Below are 18,065 nucleotides of genomic sequence, written 5' to 3'. Positions count from 1 at the left end.
CGGGGGGGGGGGGGGGGGGGGGGGGGGGGGGGGGGCCCCGGGGGGGGGGGGGGGGGGGGGCCCCCCCCCCACCGCCGGGGTGTCAGCCGAGCAGGCCGTCGAGCGGGATCAGCACGCCCGAGCCCAGGGCGACCAGCCCCGTGGACAGCAGGACCACCAGCATGAACAGGGACCCCGCCACGGCCAGGCGGAACGCCGCCAGACGGCGGCGGGCCCGCGCACTGGGCTTCTTGCTGGCGGCGGACCGGCCCAGCGCCACCAGCACGACCGCCAGCAGCACGGGGAACCACCACGCGTCACCCGCACCGCCGGGCAGCAGGCCGGTCACCGACCCGGTCACCTCGGACAGCCACCCGAGGAGGCCGCCGCCGCCCGCCTCCAGCAGCCCCGTGTACGCACCGGTCACGAACTCGCTCTCGGGGTAGAAGCCGTCCTCGGGGCGCATCACGCGGCCCAGGCCGTCGACCAGGCCCAGGAGCGCGGCGGGGTAGGCGAAGCGGCGGCACCGGCCCGCGGACATCGCCCGCTGGATCTGGCTCATGGTCCGCTCGACCCGGCGGGTGGCCCTCTCCTGGTCGCGGCGGGTGCGTGCCGGCTCCCGGGCGCCCGACGGGTCGTAGGGGCCGGGGACCGCCTGGTCGTCCGGCCTGGTCGGCGCGGTCGCGGCCTCCGCCCGGCGCTGCCGGGCCGTCGCCACCTTCCCGCGGGCCTCGGTCCAGCGGGCCCGGGCCGATCCGGCCAGCGCCGCCCACCGGTCCTGGCGGCGCGCCCTGCCGTCGGCCCGCTCGCGGGCGGCGACGGCTCCGCCGACCCGGACGGCCTCGGGCAGCAGCAGGAGCGCCGTGAGCACGGCGCCCCTGGCGGCGACGGCGTCGCCGCCCGCGCCGTCGCGCAGCGCCTGGCGGCGCAGCTCCGCCCACCACGGGGCGTGCGGGGCGTCGCTGCGCTGTTTGGGGTGCCAGGACTGGCGGCGCAGCAGCGAGCGGTGGCGCGAGGCGGTGTCGGGGACGAGCACCAGTTCGACGGCCCGCGCCCACGCGGTGTCCGTCTCGTGGGCGTCGGGGCGGCGCGGGGCGTCGGGTCCGGAGCCGACCAGGCGGTCCACGTTCTCGGTGACCCGCCGCATGAGCAGCGGCACCTCGTGCTGGACGCGCTCCAGCAGGGCGCACCGGCCCGAACCGCCCGACCGGCAGGACGGGTGCGGGCACCAGTGCTGGGATCCCAGGCCCACCGCGCCCGACTCCACGGCCTCGCGCACCACCGAGTGGCGGCTCGCGTCGCCGGTGGCCAGCGCCAGGAGGCCGTCCGCGCTGATCTCGTGGCCCCGGAAGCGCGGCGGCATGCCGGGCACGTACCGGGCGGCCAGGGCGCTGATCGCCACGTGGGCGAGCTCGGGCCGGGCGTCCAGCCCGGTCAGGTAGGCGCGGTCGAAGGTGTAGTCGTTGACCTCGCGGTCGAGCCAGGTGCGCAGTTCCGGCCAGTGGCTGCGCAGCCACATGGCCCCGGTCTCGGACCGGTCCAGCAGGTCGAAGGCCAGGCTCGGCGGGTCCTCGTGGCTGGCCCCGGCGAAGTTGACGGGCCGCAGGCGGCGGGCGGTGCGAATCTGCGGGCGCTCGCCGGCCAGCCACTGGGCGACCTCGTCGTAGCCCCACCGGGCGGACGGCGCCGGTGCGAGCAGGCCGCGGACGAGCAGCCGCCAGCGCTCGTCGGTGATCGCGGAGATGTCCACCTCGGTGTTGCGGGCGGTCAGCCAGTTGCCGCCGCGCTCGGGGCGGCGCCCGGTCACGAGCTCGTGCACCATCACGCCCAGGGACCACCAGGAGGCGGGGCCCTCCCTGCGGCCCTCGACGACCTCGGGGGCTGCGTAGTCCTCGGTGATGGCGAGTCCGCCGTAGACGCGGCTCATGGTGGCCCGCACGGCCCCGCCGAAGTCGGTCAGGGCCACGACCGGCGGGTCCAGGGAGCGCACCAGCAGGTTCTCGGGCTTGACGTCGGTGTGGTTGTGCTGGAGCTCGTCCTGCCAGTGGTGCAGGCACTCGGCCACGGCGGAGAGCACGGCGCGCGCCCGGTCGTCGTCCAGGGGCGCCTGGTCGATGACCGCGCGCAGCGTCCCCAGGGAGAAGTACTCCTGGGCCTCCCAGGCCAGGTCCTCCCCCCAGGAGCTGGCAGCGGTGCCGTACCCGTGGATGGCCGGGGTGTGCGGCGAGGCGGTGCCGCGGGCCCGGAGCCGGTCCAGGAGTTCGCGGTTGATGTCGTGGCCGGGCCGGTACACCTTGAGGGCGAGGCGGCGCCCGGGGGAGTCGGTGGGCTCGGCCAGGTAGACGACGGCCTCACCGCCCGCGCCGACGTGGTCGAGCACCTGGTACCGGCGCCGCAGCTCGGCGGGCACGGCGTAGTCGAGGTCGCCGGCCGGGCCGACCACCACGCGGGAGACCAGGCGGGCCATCCAGTCCAGGAGCGGGCCGAACAGCGTCCTCCACCACGGGGCGCGGCCGTCGTCGCGGCCGTCCCCGGGGATGGTCCGCGCCGGGCGCCGTCCGCCGGCCCCGGCGGGCGCGGTCGGTCCGGCGGGCGGACCGCCGCCGGGCAGGACGCCGGTGCGGTCCGGCGGGGGAGGGGCGACGCGGGTGGGGGCCGGCCCGCCGTCGCGGTCGTCGGAGCCGGGGCGGAGGACACGCGTGACCCAGCGAGTGGCTCCCGCGCGGTCCGGGCCGTTCCGTGCGGTGGTCGCGGCGGGGTCGATCCGTTGGGTCGGCGCGTTCTCGTCACCGGGGTCGGGCGTGACCATGGAGGTCGGGGCCATCCTTCGGATAGGCGGTGGTGTCGTCGGTGTCCGGGGGGATCGACGGACCCTTCCAGAGTAGGTCCCGTGCGGCACCGTCGCCGGTGCCGCGAAACCCTCCGCGAGCGGGCCCGCTGTCTCCCTCCTACCCCGTTTGACTCCTCACGCCTCCGTGGAGTTCCGCCCGGTTCCCGCCGCCCCGGCGCCGCCCGGGTGCTGTTCCCGCGGGGTGAGGCCGAGTGCGGAGCAGGCCTCCTGGTACAGGCGCACGACCTCGGCGCGGATCTGGGGGCGCTCGGTCAGCGGCCGTCCCCAGGGGACGCGGACGGTCCGCTCGGCGCCGTCCTCCGTCACCGCGTAGTCGCCTCCGTCACCGTCCAGACCGGTCATCCTGGCGGCGGTGGCGCCGGGCGCTCCCCCGTGGGCCCGGCAGATGAGGAGGGTGTCCTCCGGGTGGTCGCCGTTCATGTGCGCGGTGACCGCGGCGACGACGTCGGGGGAGAAGGGGTTGGGCGAGGACAACGTGCCTCCTGGAGGTGGGCGGTGTCACGGCAGGACGGAGCGGGGGAGGGCCGTGGGCCCTCCCCCCCCGACGATATCCGAGATCCCCAGGATGATGACAATGTGTCGTCACCTTCGCCGGGCTGCGTCCGTGTCCCACCGGGGCCCGTCCGGCGCCCCGGGGCCCCGGGGCGCCCTCCGCCGCGCCGGGGCCCGCGGGTCTCAGGCCTGGCGGGTGAACTCGGCGTCGATCTCGATGGTGATCTTGTCGCCGACGACCACGCCGCCGCCGTCCATGGGCATCTCGATGTCCACGCCGAACTCCTTGCGGCTGATCTGCGTGCTGGCGGCGAAGCCGGCGCGGTCCAGGCCGTACGGGTCCAGGGTGGAGCCGTTGAACTCCAGGGCCAGCTCGACCGGGTTGGTCCTGCCCTTGATGCTCAGCTCGCCCTTGAGGACGAAGTCCTCGCCCTTGGCCTCGATGCCGGTGGAGCGGAAGGTGAACTGGGGGTTCTGGTCGACGTCGAAGAAGTCGGCGGACCGGATGTGGTTGTCGCGGTCGCCGTTGTCGGTGTTGATGGAGCCGGCGTCGATGGTGGCCTCGACGGAGGACAGGGCGGGGTCCTCGGGGACCGTCAGCGTCGCCTCGAACTTCTCGAAACGGCCGCGCACCTTGCTGACCATCATGTGGCGCACCGAGAAGCCGATGACGGAGTGGGTCGGGTCGATCGTCCAGGTGCCGGGCTTCAGTTCCTGAGCTGCCATGGTGTGTCTCCCTGTCGGGTTCGGCGGACCCGCGGGCCGGGTCCGGTGTTCTCTACTGAGGAACAAAGTACCTTAGAAGATTCTTCCTGGGAAGGATTCTAGGGTCTCCGCCGGGACCGTGCAAGGGGCGTCCGCCGGCCACGGCCTAGGCTTGGCGCATGGAGAACGCTGCGTGGCTCGACGGAGGCGAACAGCGCGTCTGGCGCGGGTTCCTCAGGATGAACGCCTGGATCTACGACGAGCTGGAGAAGGACCTGCGGGACCGCACCGGGCTCTCGCTCGTGGAGTACGGCATCCTCGTCCACCTCTCCGAGGCCCCCGGCCGCCGTATGCGGATGCGGGTGCTCGCCGACAGCGTCATCGTGTCCAAGAGCAGGCTCTCCCACCAGGTCGCGCGGCTCGAACGCGACGGCTACGTGCGCCGCGAGCACTGCGACGACGACCGGCGCGGGCTCTGGGCGGTGCTGGAGGACGAGGGGGCGGCGGTCCTCGGCCGGGCCGCGCCCGGACACGCCGCGCGGGTCCGCTCCCTGGTCTTCGACAAGCTCTCCGGGGAACAGGTGCGGCAGCTCGCTGCCGTCGTCGACGCGCTCGAAGGTGACGAAGCCGTTTCCCGAGGACAGGACTCCGTGTGACCGGAGCACGGACCGCCCGGGCCCCGGGTAGAGTCGGAGCCCGTGAGCAGACCATCGATCATCGGCGCCCAGAACTTCCGTGACGACGACGGCGGAGCCGACCCGGAGGTCGAGTCCTGCCTGCGCCGGCACGCGGCGGGCGAGATCGGCGACCGCCAGGTCCTCGCCGCCCTCAGCCGGTCCCGCCTGCTCATCCCGGTCGTGGCCGTGGCCACCGAGACCGGGGAGGGGGTCGGCGGACTGACCAAGGACAAGAGCAGCGAGGTCGCCGTCCCCATCATGACGGGAAGGGACGGGCGCCGCGGGGTGCTCGCCTTCACCTCGGTCGACGCGGTGCGGCGCTGGCGGCCGGACGCGCGCCCCGTGCCCTTCACCACCAAGGACGCCTGCCAGGCCGCCGTGGAGGAGGGCGCCGACGCCCTGGTCGTCGACGTCTCCGGCCCGGTGACCCACACCGTCCAGGGCCGTTTCCTCACCCTGCTCGCCGAGACCGGCACGGTTCCCGAACCCAAGGACGACCCGCAGGTCCTCGCCCTCATCTACCGGGTGACCCACGGCGAGTTCGGCATCGAGCGCGTGCGCATCCACCCCTCCGAGCGCGGCGAGATCGGCATCCGCCTCGAACTCGAGGAGCGCGACGACGAGGCGCTGCGCCGCGTGGCCGAGAGGCTCGCCTCCGAGCTCGGGCACGTGCTGCCCGGGGGCATCGAGCTCAGCGCCGTCGTGCGGGCCAGGCGCGACTAGGCGCACCGACCGCGGAGGCCGGTGGCGCCCGCCCCCGCGCACCCCCGCCGCGGGCGGGTTGTCCACAGGGGGGACCGGGTTGTGTCGCGGCGGACGGCGGAAGGGTAACTTCCCACCATGCCCACCCCCGCGGTGCTCGCGTCCTCCCCGTACCTGTGGACGGTCCTCGTCGCCGTCCCCCTCGTCCTGCTCGGCCTGGCGGCCGGCCGGCTCAACGGCCGGGTCGTCCCGCTGTTCGGGCCCGCCCGCCCGCCCCGGCCGAGAGGCGGGGCCGGAGCCGCCCCGGTGCGCGCGGAGGGCCCGCCCGGGACGGACCGCGACGACACGGACAGCGACGACGCCGAGGCGGTGCCCGGGGCCACCGGGGACGGACCCCGCCGCGGCCCCGGGACCGTCGAGGAGGAGGACGAGGGACCGCCGCCGCCGCGGTGCCCCCACTGCCTGGCCGAGATCCGGTTCCTCCCCGGGCTCCCCGCCGTGGAGGCCCGGGCCTTCCGAAGACGCGGGGCCTGCCCCCACTGCGAACGGGTCATCCGCTCCGACCCGGCGGTGATCGCCGCCACCGCCGTCCTCTTCGGGCTCGTGGGAGCCGTGGGCGCCCTCGGCCACCACCTGTCGCCCTTCGGCCTGCTCGCCGTCCTGTGGCTGGTCTCGGTGGGCGTCCCGCTGTCCGTCATCGACCTGCGGGTGATGCGCCTGCCCGACGCCGTCGTCGCCCCCGCCTACCCGGTCGCCGCCGCGCTCCTGGGCGCCTCCGTCCTCCTCCCGCCCAGCGGACCCGACCCGGGGCGGGCCGCCGAGGCGCTCCTCAGTATGGTCTTCGTCACGGTGGTCTACTGGCTGCTGTGGAGGGTCCACCGCGGCGGGATCGGGTTCGGCGACGTCAAGCTCTCCGGCCTCACCGGCCTGTACGCGGGGTGGGCGGCGGGCCCGCTCGGGGCGCTCGTCGCGGTCTTCTGGGCCTTCGCCGCGTTCTCCCTCGTGGGGCTCGCGCTCATGGCGCTGCGCCGACTCACCCGCCGGGACCCCTACCCGCTCGGCCCGTTCATGCTCGCCGCCACCCTGGCGACCGTCCTCGCCGGACAGCCCCTGCTGCCGTAGGCCGTCCCGGCCCGCGTGCGCCCCGAGCGGGGCGGACGCCCTCCCGGGCGGCCGGGCCCCCGCACCGCCCCGGATGCCACCCGGCCCGCGATCCGTGGGAGGATCGTGCACATGTTGCGTTGGCTGACCGCGGGGGAGTCCCACGGACCCGCACTCGTCGCGATTCTGGAGGGCCTCCCGGCCGGTGTGTCCGTCACCTCTGACGACATCGCCGCCGCGCTGCTCCGCCGCCGCGCCGGGTACGGCCGTGGCGCCCGGATGAAGTTCGAGAAGGACCAGGTCTCCGTCATCGGAGGCATTCGCCACGGCCGCACCCAGGGGGGTCCCGTCGCGATCGAGGTCGGGAACACCGAGTGGCCCAAGTGGGAGAAGGTGATGTCGCCCGACCCGGTCCCCGCCGAGGAGCTGGAGGGCCTGGCGCGCAACGCGCCCCTCACCCGCCCCCGCCCGGGGCACGCCGACCTGGTCGGCATGCAGAAGTACGGGCACGTGGAGTCGCGCCCCGTCCTGGAGCGCGCCAGCGCCCGTGAGACGGCGGCCCGCGTCGCGATCGGCGAGGTGGCCCGGCAGTTCTGCCGCCAGGCCCTCGGCGTCGAGATCGTCAGCCACGTGGTGTCCATGGGGCCGGTCGAGGTGCCCGAGGGCTCCCCGCAACCGCGCCCCGAGGACCTGGCCGCCGTCGACGCCGACCCGCTGCGCTGCTTCGACGCCGCGACCAGCGCCCGCATGGTGGCGGAGGTCGACGACACCAAGAAGGCCGGCGACACCCTCGGCGGCGTGGTGGAGGTCCTGGCCTACGGGCTGCCGCCCGGCCTGGGCAGCCACGTCCACTGGGACCGGCGCCTGGACGCCCGGCTGGCCGGGGCCCTCATGGGCATCCAGGCGATCAAGGGCGTCGAGGTCGGCGACGGGTTCCGCACCGCCGCCCGGCGCGGGTCGGCCGCGCACGACGAGATCGAGCCCGGGCCGGACGGCGTGCGCCGCCGCACCAACCGCGCGGGCGGGGTCGAGGGCGGCATGACCACCGGGGACCCCCTGCGCGTGCGCGCGGCGATGAAGCCGATCGCCACCGTCCCCAAGGCACTGGACACCATCGACATCGGGACCGGCGAGCCCGCCCGGGCCGACCACCAGCGCAGCGACGTCACCGCGGTCCCGGCCGCCGGCGTGGTCGCCGAGGCGATGGTCGCCCTGGTGCTCGCCGAGGCCGCCGTCGAGAAGTTCGGCGGCGACTCGGTCGCCGAGACCGCGCGCAACCTCCGCGGCTACATGGAGTCGCTCGACATCCGCTGATCCGACGGCCCGCGTCCCGCCCCGGGAGGGGCGGGACGCGGGCCCCGGCACGTTCCCGGATCCCGGCCCCTGGCGTCCGCCGCCACGGGGCCGGGGCGGCTCCCGCGGGCCCCGCGGGGCCCGCCCTCCCCGGGCGGCGCCCCTCGCGACCCCGCGTCGGGCGGGACCGCCGCGACGCGGCCCCCCGCACCCGGCACGCCCGGTTTCTGCTAGACAGGAGGGCAGACGCACCCGCCGGCGGCCCCACGGGCACGCGGCGGCCGGGTGCGCTGACAGCACTCGCAGGGTCCACCGGACAACCCGCGCACGCGGGCGGTGGCCCGGATCCCACCTAGGCAGGCAGAGCGTGGCAAGAGCGATCGCGGTGCTCATCGGTTCGCCCGGATCGGGCAAGTCCACCGTCGGCGAGGCGCTGGCCCGACGGCTCGGGGCGGACCTGCTGTGCACCGACACCGAGATCGAGCGGCGTGCGGGCAAACCCGTCGGCGACATCTTCATCGAGGACGGCGAGGAGCGCTTCCGCGCCCTGGAGCGCGAGGTCGTCGCCGAGGGCCTGCGGGCCTGGGAGGGCGTGATCGCCGTCGGCGGCGGCGCCGTCCTCGACCAGGACACCCGCACCGACCTGGCGGACCACCACGTGGTCTACCTCCACGTCGAGTTCGGGGAGGCCGCCAAGCGCGTGGGCATGGACGCGGCCCGGCCCCTGCTCGCGGGCAACCCCCGGACGCAGCTGCGCAAGCTGCTCAACGAGCGCCTGCCCGTCTACGAGGGGCTGGCCACCGTCACCGTCCCCACGACCGGGTTCCACCCCGAAGAGATCGTCGACTCCATCCTGCCCACGCTGACCGGGCAGAGCACCGGAAGGGCCCAGCAGTGACCGTGACCCGCATCGGCGTCGGCGACCCCTCGGGCCGCTACGACGTGGTCGTCGGCAGCGGCGTCCTCTCCGAGCTCCCCTCGCTGGTCGGCGACGCCGCCCAGGTCGCCGTCATCCACCCCGGGGGCCTGGACGGGATCGCCCGCCCCGTGGTCGGCGCGCTGGAGGCCGCCGGATACCGCGCCCACTCCCTGCCGGTCCCCGACGGCGAGGCCGCCAAGACCGCGGCCGTCGCCGCCGACCTGTGGTCCCGGCTGGGGCGGCTCAACTTCACCCGCAGCGACGCGGTGGTGGGCGTCGGAGGGGGCGCCGCCACCGACCTGGCCGGGTTCGTCGCCGCCACCTGGCTGCGCGGCGTGCGCTCCGTGCTGGTGCCCACGACCCTGCTCGGCATGGTCGACGCGGCCGTCGGCGGCAAGACGGGCATCAACACCCCCGAGGGCAAGAACCTCGTCGGCGCCTTCCACCCCCCGGCCGGCGTCCTGTGCGACCTCGCCACCCTGCCGAGCCTGCCCAGGGCCGACTACGTGGGCGGCCTCGCCGAGGTCATCAAGGCGGGGTTCATCGACGACCCCGTCATCTGCGACCTGGTGGAGGAGGACCCGGAGGGCGCCGCGAGCCCCGAGGGCGCCCACACGCGCGAACTCATCGAGCGCGCCATCCGGGTCAAGGCCGACGTCGTCTCCGGGGACCTCAGGGAGAGCGGCCGCCGCGAGATCCTCAACTACGGCCACACCCTCGGTCACGCGATCGAGCGGGCCGAGAACTACACCTTCCGGCACGGCTACGCGGTCGCCGTCGGCATGGTGTTCGCCGCGGAGCTGGCCCGCCTGGACGGGCGCATCGGCGCCGGCCTCGTCGAGCGCCACCGCTCCCTGCTCTCGTCGGTGGGCCTGCCCACCTCCTACGCGCAGGAGGCGTGGCCCGAGCTGCGCGCCGCCATGAGCGTGGACAAGAAGGCCCGGGGGGCGACCCTGCGCTTCGTCGTCCTCGACGGCCCGGCCTCCCCCTCCATCCTCAGCGGCCCCGCCCCCGAACTGCTCGACGAGGCGTACCGCGCGGTCACCGGCGACGCCCGGGTCCCGCGCAGCCACTAGACTGCACACAGGTGATGTGCGCACTGGTGCACTCGGGGAGCTCCCCGAGGTGCCCGCGCACCGCCCCACCGACCACCGACCGGGCCCCGCCCGGTCCCCGACGTGTCACACCCCTGGAGAGACGACCGAAGTGGCCTCGACGAACGACATCAAAAACGGCACGACCCTGCGACTCGACGGCGGCGTCCTCTGGAGCGTCCTCGAGTTCCAGCACGTCAAGCCGGGCAAGGGCGGCGCGTTCGTCCGCACCAAGCTGAAGAACGTGCTCACCGGCAAGATCGTCGACAAGACCTTCAACGCGGGCGCCCGGGTCGAGTTCGCCAGCGTGGACCGCCGCGACATGGAGTACCTGTACCACGACGGCGAGTCCTTCATCTTCATGGACACCCAGACCTACGACCAGATCCCGGTCTCCGCGACGGTCGTCGGCGGCAACAGCGACTTCCTGCTGGAGAACACCAAGGTCACCGTCGCCACCAACGAGGGCAACCCGCTCTACGTCGAGCTGCCCGCCGCCGTCGAGCTGAAGATCACCCAGACCGACCCCGGCGTCCAGGGCGACCGCTCCACCGGCGGTACCAAGCCCGCGACCGTCCAGACCGGCGCCACCATCCAGGTGCCCCTGTTCATCACCGAGGGCGAGACCGTCAAGGTCGACACCCGCACGGGCGACTACCTCGGGCGAGTCAACTGATGAGCGGAGCACGGCGCAAGGCGCGGCGGCGCGCGGTCGAGGTCCTCTACGAGGCCGAGGTGCGCGGCACCTCGGTGGAGGACGTCATCGGGCGCCGTCGGGCCCAGCCCGAACCTCCGATCAACGAGTTCACGGAGAACCTGGCCCGCTCGGTCGACGGGCGGCGCGAGCGCATCGACGAGCTCTTGGGCGCCTACGCCATCGGCTGGACGCTGGAGCGCATGCCGGTCGTCGACCGCAACATCCTCCGGATGGGCGCCTACGAGCTGCTCTGGGCCGAGGACATCCCCGACGGCGTCGCGATCGCGGAGGCCGTCGGTGTGGCCAAGGAGCTCTCCACCGACGAGTCGCCCAACTTCATCAGCGGACTTCTGTCACGCTTGATGGAGAACAAGGCGACGCTCTCGCTCTGACACCGCCGAACGGGCGGGACGGTCGGGGCAACGTGCTTGAGGGGACGCAAGTGACTGACAGGACCGGCGTGAGCGCGACCACCGGCAGCGGCTCCGGCGCGGGCTGGGCGACCGGCCCGGCTCGGGCCGCCGGCGCGGCCCGGACGGCGGTCGTGTGGGACGCCCTCTCACGCCTGTTGGAGGGTCTCGCGGACGACGGTCCCCTGGAGATCGTCGACGCGGGCGGGGGCACCGGCGGAGCCGCGGTCCCGCTCGCCGAGCTGGGCCACCGCGTGACGGTGGTCGAACCCAGCCCCGACTCCCTGGCGGCCCTGGAGCGCCGTGCGGCCGAGCAGGGCGTCACCGTGCGCGGCGTGCAGGGGGAGACCCGCGACCTGGCGTCCCTGTTCGCGCCCGGCAGTGCCGACCTCGTGCTGGTGCACAACGTGCTGGAGTACGTGGAGGACCCCGTCGCGGCGCTGCGCGACGTGGTCGGCATCACCCGTACGGGCGGCGCCGTGAGCCTCCTGGTCACCAACGCGGCGGCGGGGGCGCTGCACCGCGCCCTGGCCGGACACATCGCCGAGGCACGGCACCTGCTCGGCGACCCGGACGGGCGCTGGGGCGAGGCCGACCCGATGCCGCGCCGGTTCACCCGGCAGCAGCTCCTCGAACTCGTCGGCGGGGCCGGCCTGACCGGCGGGAGCGTCCGCGGCGTCAGGGTCTTCGCCGACCTGGTGCCCGGGCACGCCTGGGAGGGCGACGCCCAGGCCGGGCAGCACTTGGTGGAGCTGGAGCGCTCCGCCGCCGAGCACCCCGAGCTGACCGGGATCGCCACGCAGTTGCACGCCATCGCCCACCGCCCCTGAGGGCCCGCCCCGGGCCCCGCGGACGCCCTCCCGGGCGCCGCTCGCGGGGACGGGGACCCGCCCCCGTACGCCGGTCCGCGGCCCCGGCCGTGCGGGGCCGCCGGAGCCGGGAACCCGGGGGCGCACACGCTTCGGCAGGGCATAACCTGGTCCTATGAGCCGACGTCAGCTGGAACGCGGTGCCGCACTCCGGGGCATGGTCTCCCCCGACGGCATCGTGCCGTTGGGCGCCGACTTCCCCGCGGACGGGTCCGGTCCCGACGCCGACTGCCACATCCTGCACCTGGACATGGACGCCTTCTTCGCGAGCGTCGAGCAGCTGCGCCACCCCGAGGCGCGCGACCGGCCCGTCATCGTGGGAGGCACGGGTCCGCGCAGCGTCGTCTCCTCCGCCGACTACCTCGCCCGCGCGCGCGGCGTGCACTCGGCCATGCCGATGGCCCGGGCGCTGCGCCTGTGCCCCGACGCCGCCGTCTTCCCGCCCGACGGCGCCGCCTACCGGCAGGCGTCGGAGGCCGTGATGGACATCCTGCGCTCGGTGACACCGCTGGTGCAGCCGCTCTCCCTGGACGAGGCGTTCCTGGACGTGTCCGGGGCCCGCCGCCGTCTGGGCGGGCCGGTGCGGATCGCCGCGATGATCCGTGAGCGGGTGCGCTCCGAGCAGCGGCTGACCTGCTCCGTCGGGGTGGCCGCCAACCGCTTCACCGCCAAGCTCGGCTCCACCCACTGCAAACCCGACGGGCTGCTGCTGGTGCCCACCGCCCACGTGCGGGGGTTCCTGGACCCGCTGCCCGTGGGCGCGCTGCCCGGGGTGGGGGACAGGACCGAGCAGACCCTGGCCAGGCTGGGCCTGCGCACGGTCGGCCAGCTGGCCCGGTACGAGCCGGACCTGCTGCGCATGGAGCTGGGGAACAAGGCCGGAACCCGTCTGGCGGCGCTGGCGCGCGGCGAGGACGACAGCACCGTGGTCGCCGAGACCGCCGACAAGAGCGTTGGCGCCGAGGAGACCTTCGACGACGACGTCGCGGACCCGGACGTGGTGGACAGGGAGCTGTTGAGGCTCGCGGAGAAGGTGGGGCGGCGGCTGAGGGCGTCGGGCCAGGTGGGGCGCACGGTGAGCGTGAAGCTGCGCCGGGCGGATTTCTCCACGATCACCCGCTCCAGGACCCTGGCCGAGAGCACCGACGTGGCCCGCGAGATCAGCGCCGTCGCCCGCGAGCTGTACGCGGCCTCCGGGCTGCGGCGCACGCCGTTGCGCCTGATCGGCGTACGCGTCGAGGGGGTCGCTCCTGCGGACCGGGCCCATCGTCAATTGGCGTTGGGAGAGGAGGACTCCGGTTGGCGGGACGTTGAACGGGTTATGGACCAGGTAACAGCTCGTTTCGGTCCAGGCGCGATACAGTCGGCCGTGTTGGCCAAGCGTGACGAAAACGACGTATGATGCGGCAACTTCCGGGGCCCTCGGAGCGTTCCAAGGGTACGACCGGAGTCAGGGTAGAAGAGAGGCATGGAAGCCGGTGTTTCCGATACAGGGCGAGGGTATCGTGGCCGTTGTGGGCCAGGTGCGCGCGCAGCTTTTCTTTCCACCAGGCGCTAGTGCAACGTATTCTGGGCATACCACTGACCAAGAGACTGTTCATCAGTACCCGTCACCCCAATCGGGGACTGTCGTAGGGAGGCGCCGTGCCGCTCTCTGAACACGAGCAGCGCATGCTCGACCAGATCGAGCGGGCGCTGTATGCCGAGGACCCGAAGTTCGCGAACACAGTTCGGCAGACGAACCCCGCGGTCCATTACAAGCGCTGGATCATCAAGGCCGGGCTCGGTTTCGTCGTCGGCGTGGTGCTGCTGATGACGGGGCTGATGCTCCAGTCCACCGCTGTCCAGGTCACCATCAGCGTCCTCGGTTTCCTCGTCATGCTCTCGTGCTTCCTGTGGGGGGCCAACGCATGGCGCAAGGCGTCCGGCGGGGGTGCCGAGGCCGCGGCCGCCGCGGCGGAGCCCAAGCAGAAGCGCAGGGGCGGCAGTCGCCCCGGCATGATGAACCGCTTCGAGGAGCGCTGGCGCCGTCGCCAGGAGGGCGAGGAGTGACACCGTTCCTCCCCGGCCGCCTCCGGCGACCGGGGGGAACGCGTTAGCAGCCGGTACGCTCCGGTCCCCGGACCGGGGGCGCACCGGCACGTGGTGGGGTCCCGCAGGGTATCGCGGGGCCCCACCACGTCGTTGTGGGGGCATGTACGAATCGCCCGTCGTGGAATAGTTCAGACTTCTCTTTGGTCTGCGCTTGTTACACGCCTTCGAGGCTGGCCGAAACCCCGCCCTCCCGGGGCCCTGCTGCGGGCCCGGAGAGGCCGGGACGGGCCCGTGGACGGTGCGCCGCCGCGGCTCCCGTCGCCCCGTGCCCCCACCCGCGCCGGGACGTCCGGGACGGCGCCGCCCGTCGGCGGGGGAGGGCCCCGCGGAGACACGCGCCGACCGGCGCGAGGCCGAGAAGCGGGGGCGTCCACCGGATGACCGCACCACGACGACCACCACCGGTTCCACACCGCCCCCGGCGGCCCTCCCGCCTCACCGACCCCTCGGGCCGGTACCCCTAGGGCGTCGCGGTCGCGAGGTCCCGAGCAGGCCGGGGACGGCGCCAGGGCGCCAGGGACCGGGGCAGCAGGACCGCGCGGACCCGGGCCCCCCTCCCCGCCGCGGCGGCCAGGCCGGCACAGGCCGCCGCCAGGTCTTCGCGCAGTCCCTCGGCGCCGGTCGGCGCGGGAGCGTAGCGGGCCGACTCCTCGGCCAGGGCCAGCCGCCGGAGCGCCGCGGCGGCCTCTGCGGACAGGGGAGGCGGAACGCCGTCGGTGCGGGCGCCGCCCGTCCCCGCCCCGAAGCGGGACAGCCGCTCGGCCGTGGCACGCGGGCTCTCGGCCGGCACCCACGGGCCGCCCAGGTCCAGGCAGGTGTCCCGGAGCTCCCGCCAGGCGGTGTGCGCGGCCGCGGCCGGGTCGCCGCCCGCCGCCGAAGCCGTCCGGGACCAGCGAAGAAGGATCCGTGCCAGGGCGGGCAGCGCCAGGACCAGCAACGCCCCGACCGCGCCTCCCGCGGCGGGGAGCCAGGACAGGTCCGGTCCGGCGGCGGAGTCGCCGCCGGAGGCCGCGGCGGGCTCGGTCTCCTCGTCCTCGGGCGCCTCGTCCGCCCCGGGGGAGGTCTCGGGCCCGTCGGCGTCCTCGCTCGGCTCCGTGCTCGGGGAGGGCTCCGCGTCGGGGGCGTCGGGCTCCGGGGCGGGCCGTTCCCCGGGGCCGCCGTCGCCGGACGCGTAGTCGGGCACCGTCGCCGAGCCCTGCCCCCCGCCGCCGTCGGCGGCCGGGGTCGGCTCGAACCTCACCCAGCCCGCACCCTCGAAGTACAGCTCCGGCCACGCGTGCGCGTCGCCCACCGTGACCGCCCACCGGCCGTCGCCCATGCGCTCGCCGGCCGTGTAGCCCACGGCCACCCGCGCGGGGATGTCGGCCTGCCGGGCCATGACCGCCATGGCCCCGGCGAACTGCTCGCAGTAGCCCACCCGGTCCTCCAGAAGGAAGTGGGAGAGCGGGTCGGCGCCCTCGGGCACCCCCGGCGGGGACAGGTCGTAGGTGAACAGGCCCCCGGTGAAGTACTCCTGGATCGCGAGGGCCCGCTCGTACGGCGACTCCGCGCCCTCGACGAGGCCGTCCGTCAGCGCCTGGACCGAGGGGTCCAGGCCGCTCGGCAGGTTCCGGTGGTCGCCGGGGAGGGAGACCGGGGCACCGGAGGCGGCCAGTTCGTCGCCCGTGGGGACACGGTCCACCGTCTCCACGGAGAAGTTCAGGCCCGTGGGCGGGCTGTCGGTGGTGAACACCATGAGGCTGTCGGGGTCGGCGTACCACTCACCGGGGGCGTCCACCGAGCGCGCCCAGTACGGCAGCGGCAGGAAGTCCATCCGGGGTGAGTCGGAATCCAGCGAGATCCGCGTCGTCACCGGGCCGTCGTCGGGCTCCCCGTCCCACCCGGTGGGCAGCGGGAGCTCCCCGCCGACCAGGGTGTCGCCCGAGGCGCTGACCGGCGTCATCGTCCAGTTCTCGCCGTCGAACTCGTTCAGCACGTACGTGCGCAGGTAGTCGGGCTGCTCGGCGTCGGTCCGGTAGGTCAGCACGGTGCGGTCGGAGGAGGCCCCCAGTTCTCGGCGGAGGGAGACCAGCGGGTGCGTCGTGGTGAGGACGTCCCCGCCGATGCGGGCCCCGTCGGCCATGGCGTAGAACGCGTCGCTCCGCAGCGAGGGCACCGCCAGCGGCACCGTCAGGGCCAGCAGCACGGCCGCGGCCGAGGCCGCCGACACCGTCGCCGCCCGGAGCACCCGGCCGAGCAGTCGGGCCGAGGGGTCGTGGCCGTCGGGGACGCGCGCGCCCCACTCGCGTCCGCGCACCCACATGTCCACCGCGAGGAGGAACAGGAAGCCGAGGGCGCAGGAGGCCGCGGCCACCGCCCCGACGCCGGCGTCGTCCACCACCAGCGGGACGGCCGCCAGCGCCAGCAGCAGGCCGCCGACCATGCCGGGGCAGCGCGCGGTCACCGCGAGGAAGTCCGAGGCCATCGCGAACACCGCGAACACCAGCGCGATGATCATCCTCACCCCGTAGGAGGCCGCCACCGGCGGCGCGTTGCCGTCGATGCTGGCGACGCCCTCCCCGAACACCTGTGCCAGGTGCTCCAGGGAGTCCCAGGTCGGGATGAGCCCCAGGAGGGCCTCGTGGGGGGCGAAGAGGGGCGTGCTGAGGAACGCGACCGCGAACAGCTGGAGGAACGGCACGGGAAGGGTGTTCCACCCGCTCAGCCGGTACAGCGCGGAGATCCCGCAGACCGCGGCCGTCACGAGGGCCGCGGGGACCCACCACGTGTCGCCGCGCACGACCGTGCCCAGCAGGGGCAGCGCCGACAGCAGGCAGACCAGGGACGCCAGGGGCATCAGTGCTCTCAACGCGGACCCTTTCGGGGGGTGCGGGGCGCGGCGGCCCGGACGGGGCCGTGCGTTCCGGTGCGGACGGCCGCGAGGTTCCACAGCCGGGGCAGGTCCGCGAGGGAGGAGAGGACGAGGACGCGCCATCCGGCGGACGCGAGGACGTCGCGGACGCCGTCCGCGGCGTCCGGACCCGCCCACGCGGCGTGGGCGCACAGCACGGCCACGCGCGCCCCCCGCCCCCCGGTCCGGGCGAGGGCGGCGGCCTCGTCGGGGGACAGCGCCCCCAGGACCGCCACGACCAGGCTGGACGTGCCGCGGGAGTTGCCGAGCAGGCCGATGCCGCCGAGCAGCCCCGGGGTGTCGGAGGGTTCCACGACGGCCAGGCCGTCCAGGACGCCTGCGGCGCTCACGGTCGGCACCCGGCCGCGCTCGGTGTGGAAGCGCAGGTCGTGGCCGCCGTCGAGCAGGCTCAGAGCCACGGAGGCGGCGGCGCTGACCGCCGTCTCCAGGGATCCGGCGGGGCCGTGCCCCCCGTGGGCGGACCACCGGGTGTCCAGCAGGATCGTGCTGTTCTCACGCCAGTGCTGCTCGTCCCGGCGCACCATCAGCTCACCGTGCTTGGCGGTGGAGCGCCAGTGGACCCTGCGCAGTTCGTCCCCGTACTGGTACCCGCGCGGCACCGGGTCCTGCTCACCGGCCCCGGTCACCGAGCGGCGGGGGGTCTCCTCGCCCTGCGAGCCGTCGGCGGACCCCGGCGACGCCAGCGGCACGGTCACGGGGGTCACGAGCAGGTGTGCCGGGGCCCCGACCCGGCGTCCGACGCGCACGCACCCCAGCGGGTCGGTCACCGCCACGCGGAGCGGGCCCACCGGGTAGTTGCCGCGTGTCGCCGGCCTGACCAGGTAGGAGACGTCGCGGACGGAGCGGGGGCCGAGGTGGCCCACGGTGTACCGGGGCTCGGCGCCCAGCGGGACCGGCAGGGTGTCCTCGACCGACAGCGAGGCGACCGGCCAGACGGGGGAGGAGTTGCCGATCCGGACCAGGACCCGGGCGTCGTGGCCGGCCGGCACGCGGAGGGGCGCCACGGTCCGGCTGTGCACGACACGGGAGGCGGCCCCCAGGACCGTGAGGGCGGAGAGCGGCGGCACCGCGGTCAGGAGCACGCCCACGGCGACCAGCTCGCGCTGACCGACGACGAGGCCGGCCACGAGGGCGGCCGCGCCGAAGACGAGCATGAACACCCCGCGCGGGGTGAGGGCCCGGCGGGGGCGCTCCTGCGGGTGGGGGGCGGAGGGCGGCGGCGCGGAGGGGGTCCCGCGGCTGACGCCCGGTGCGGGGGTGTGCGCGGGGGG

Annotated in this window: 16 protein-coding genes; 11 read left to right on the top strand and 5 right to left on the bottom strand. The window is 75.1% G+C overall.

The window, feature by feature from the left end:
* Positions 1-82 precede the first annotated feature (82 nt).
* From ACIRPH_RS03240 to ACIRPH_RS03230, 3 genes are all read right to left on the bottom strand, one after another.
* Positions 83-2,788 (bottom strand): protein kinase, encoded by a 2,706-nt coding sequence (locus tag ACIRPH_RS03240; protein ID WP_402908619.1) that lies wholly within the window; start codon positions 2,786-2,788, stop codon positions 83-85.
* A gap of 156 nt (positions 2,789-2,944) precedes the next feature.
* Positions 2,945-3,304, bottom strand: coding sequence for a DUF2470 domain-containing protein (locus ACIRPH_RS03235; RefSeq protein ID WP_402908617.1), 360 nt, complete (start codon positions 3,302-3,304; stop codon positions 2,945-2,947).
* A gap of 201 nt (positions 3,305-3,505) precedes the next feature.
* The gene (locus tag ACIRPH_RS03230) at positions 3,506-4,048 is read right to left on the bottom strand and encodes a YceI family protein (protein WP_402908615.1); all 543 of its coding nucleotides are present in this window, start codon (positions 4,046-4,048) and stop codon (positions 3,506-3,508) included.
* A gap of 158 nt (positions 4,049-4,206) precedes the next feature.
* Here ACIRPH_RS03230 and ACIRPH_RS03225 point away from each other — a divergent pair, with 158 nt between their 5' ends.
* The 11 genes from ACIRPH_RS03225 (at position 4,207) to ACIRPH_RS03175 (ending at position 13,841) form a co-directional block, all read left to right on the top strand.
* The gene (locus ACIRPH_RS03225; RefSeq protein WP_402908613.1) at positions 4,207-4,683 is read left to right on the top strand and encodes a MarR family winged helix-turn-helix transcriptional regulator; all 477 of its coding nucleotides are present in this window, start codon (positions 4,207-4,209) and stop codon (positions 4,681-4,683) included.
* A gap of 42 nt (positions 4,684-4,725) precedes the next feature.
* Entirely contained in the window at positions 4,726-5,427 is a 702-nt protein-coding gene (locus ACIRPH_RS03220) for an SseB family protein (RefSeq protein ID WP_402908611.1), read from the top strand.
* A 117-nt stretch (positions 5,428-5,544) separates the two neighbouring features.
* A complete protein-coding gene (locus ACIRPH_RS03215) occupies positions 5,545-6,528 on the top strand; it encodes a prepilin peptidase (protein ID WP_402908609.1) in 984 nt (327 codons plus the stop codon).
* Between the two features lie 111 nt (positions 6,529-6,639).
* Entirely contained in the window at positions 6,640-7,821 is a 1,182-nt protein-coding gene (gene aroC / locus ACIRPH_RS03210) for a chorismate synthase (RefSeq protein ID WP_402908607.1), read from the top strand.
* 364 nt (positions 7,822-8,185) lie between these two features.
* The gene (locus tag ACIRPH_RS03205; RefSeq protein ID WP_402909505.1) at positions 8,186-8,698 is read left to right on the top strand and encodes a shikimate kinase; all 513 of its coding nucleotides are present in this window, start codon (positions 8,186-8,188) and stop codon (positions 8,696-8,698) included.
* Positions 8,695-9,795: a 3-dehydroquinate synthase gene (aroB, locus tag ACIRPH_RS03200; RefSeq protein ID WP_402908605.1), complete on the top strand. Its 1,101-nt coding sequence runs from the start codon at positions 8,695-8,697 to the stop codon at positions 9,793-9,795. The genes ACIRPH_RS03205 and aroB overlap by 4 nt, the downstream gene beginning before the upstream one ends.
* Before the next feature lie 130 nt (positions 9,796-9,925).
* Complete coding sequence (efp, locus tag ACIRPH_RS03195) at positions 9,926-10,489, top strand: elongation factor P (RefSeq protein ID WP_402908603.1); 564 nt, start codon at positions 9,926-9,928, stop codon at positions 10,487-10,489.
* Positions 10,489-10,902, top strand: coding sequence for a transcription antitermination factor NusB (gene nusB, locus ACIRPH_RS03190; RefSeq protein WP_267945832.1), 414 nt, complete (start codon positions 10,489-10,491; stop codon positions 10,900-10,902). The genes efp and nusB overlap by 1 nt, the downstream gene beginning before the upstream one ends.
* A 50-nt stretch (positions 10,903-10,952) precedes the next feature.
* A complete protein-coding gene (locus ACIRPH_RS03185) occupies positions 10,953-11,750 on the top strand; it encodes a methyltransferase domain-containing protein (protein WP_402908600.1) in 798 nt (265 codons plus the stop codon).
* Between the two features lie 154 nt (positions 11,751-11,904).
* On the top strand, positions 11,905-13,191 hold the full coding sequence (gene dinB, locus ACIRPH_RS03180) for a DNA polymerase IV (protein ID WP_402908598.1): 1,287 nt from the start codon (positions 11,905-11,907) through the stop codon (positions 13,189-13,191).
* A gap of 242 nt (positions 13,192-13,433) precedes the next feature.
* Positions 13,434-13,841 (top strand): DUF3040 domain-containing protein, encoded by a 408-nt coding sequence (locus ACIRPH_RS03175; protein ID WP_267945829.1) that lies wholly within the window; start codon positions 13,434-13,436, stop codon positions 13,839-13,841.
* A gap of 502 nt (positions 13,842-14,343) precedes the next feature.
* Here ACIRPH_RS03175 and ACIRPH_RS03170 read toward each other — a convergent pair.
* Positions 14,344-16,719: a transglutaminaseTgpA domain-containing protein gene (locus ACIRPH_RS03170; protein WP_402909503.1), complete on the bottom strand. Its 2,376-nt coding sequence runs from the start codon at positions 16,717-16,719 to the stop codon at positions 14,344-14,346.
* A gap of 8 nt (positions 16,720-16,727) precedes the next feature.
* Positions 16,728-17,948 carry a DUF58 domain-containing protein gene (locus tag ACIRPH_RS03165; RefSeq protein WP_402909500.1) on the bottom strand — a complete coding sequence of 407 codons (1,221 nt, stop codon included), beginning with the start codon at positions 17,946-17,948 and terminating at the stop codon, positions 16,728-16,730.
* Positions 17,949-18,065: the final 117 nt, after the last annotated feature.

The organism is Nocardiopsis sp. NPDC101807 (assembly GCF_044766605.1).
Taxonomy (GTDB): domain Bacteria; phylum Actinomycetota; class Actinomycetes; order Streptosporangiales; family Streptosporangiaceae; genus Nocardiopsis; species Nocardiopsis tropica.
The sequence above is the reverse complement of the archived record's forward strand: the minus strand, read 5'-3'. Positions and strand labels throughout refer to the sequence as shown.

Bases quoted from the DNA above. Each gene is read 5' to 3' on its own strand.
- dinB (WP_402908598.1), top strand. From the start codon at position 11,905: ATGAGCCGACGTCAGCTGGAACGCGGTGCCGCACTCCGGGGCATGGTC.
- nusB (WP_267945832.1), top strand. From the start codon at position 10,489: ATGAGCGGAGCACGGCGCAAGGCGCGGCGGCGCGCGGTCGAGGTCCTC.
- ACIRPH_RS03215 (WP_402908609.1), top strand. From the start codon at position 5,545: ATGCCCACCCCCGCGGTGCTCGCGTCCTCCCCGTACCTGTGGACGGTC.
- ACIRPH_RS03170 (WP_402909503.1), bottom strand. From the start codon at position 16,719: ATGCCCCTGGCGTCCCTGGTCTGCCTGCTGTCGGCGCTGCCCCTGCTG.
- aroC (WP_402908607.1), top strand. From the start codon at position 6,640: ATGTTGCGTTGGCTGACCGCGGGGGAGTCCCACGGACCCGCACTCGTC.
- ACIRPH_RS03165 (WP_402909500.1), bottom strand. From the start codon at position 17,948: ATGCTCGTCTTCGGCGCGGCCGCCCTCGTGGCCGGCCTCGTCGTCGGT.
- ACIRPH_RS03240 (WP_402908619.1), bottom strand. From the start codon at position 2,788: ATGGTCACGCCCGACCCCGGTGACGAGAACGCGCCGACCCAACGGATC.
- ACIRPH_RS03225 (WP_402908613.1), top strand. From the start codon at position 4,207: ATGGAGAACGCTGCGTGGCTCGACGGAGGCGAACAGCGCGTCTGGCGC.
- ACIRPH_RS03230 (WP_402908615.1), bottom strand. From the start codon at position 4,048: ATGGCAGCTCAGGAACTGAAGCCCGGCACCTGGACGATCGACCCGACC.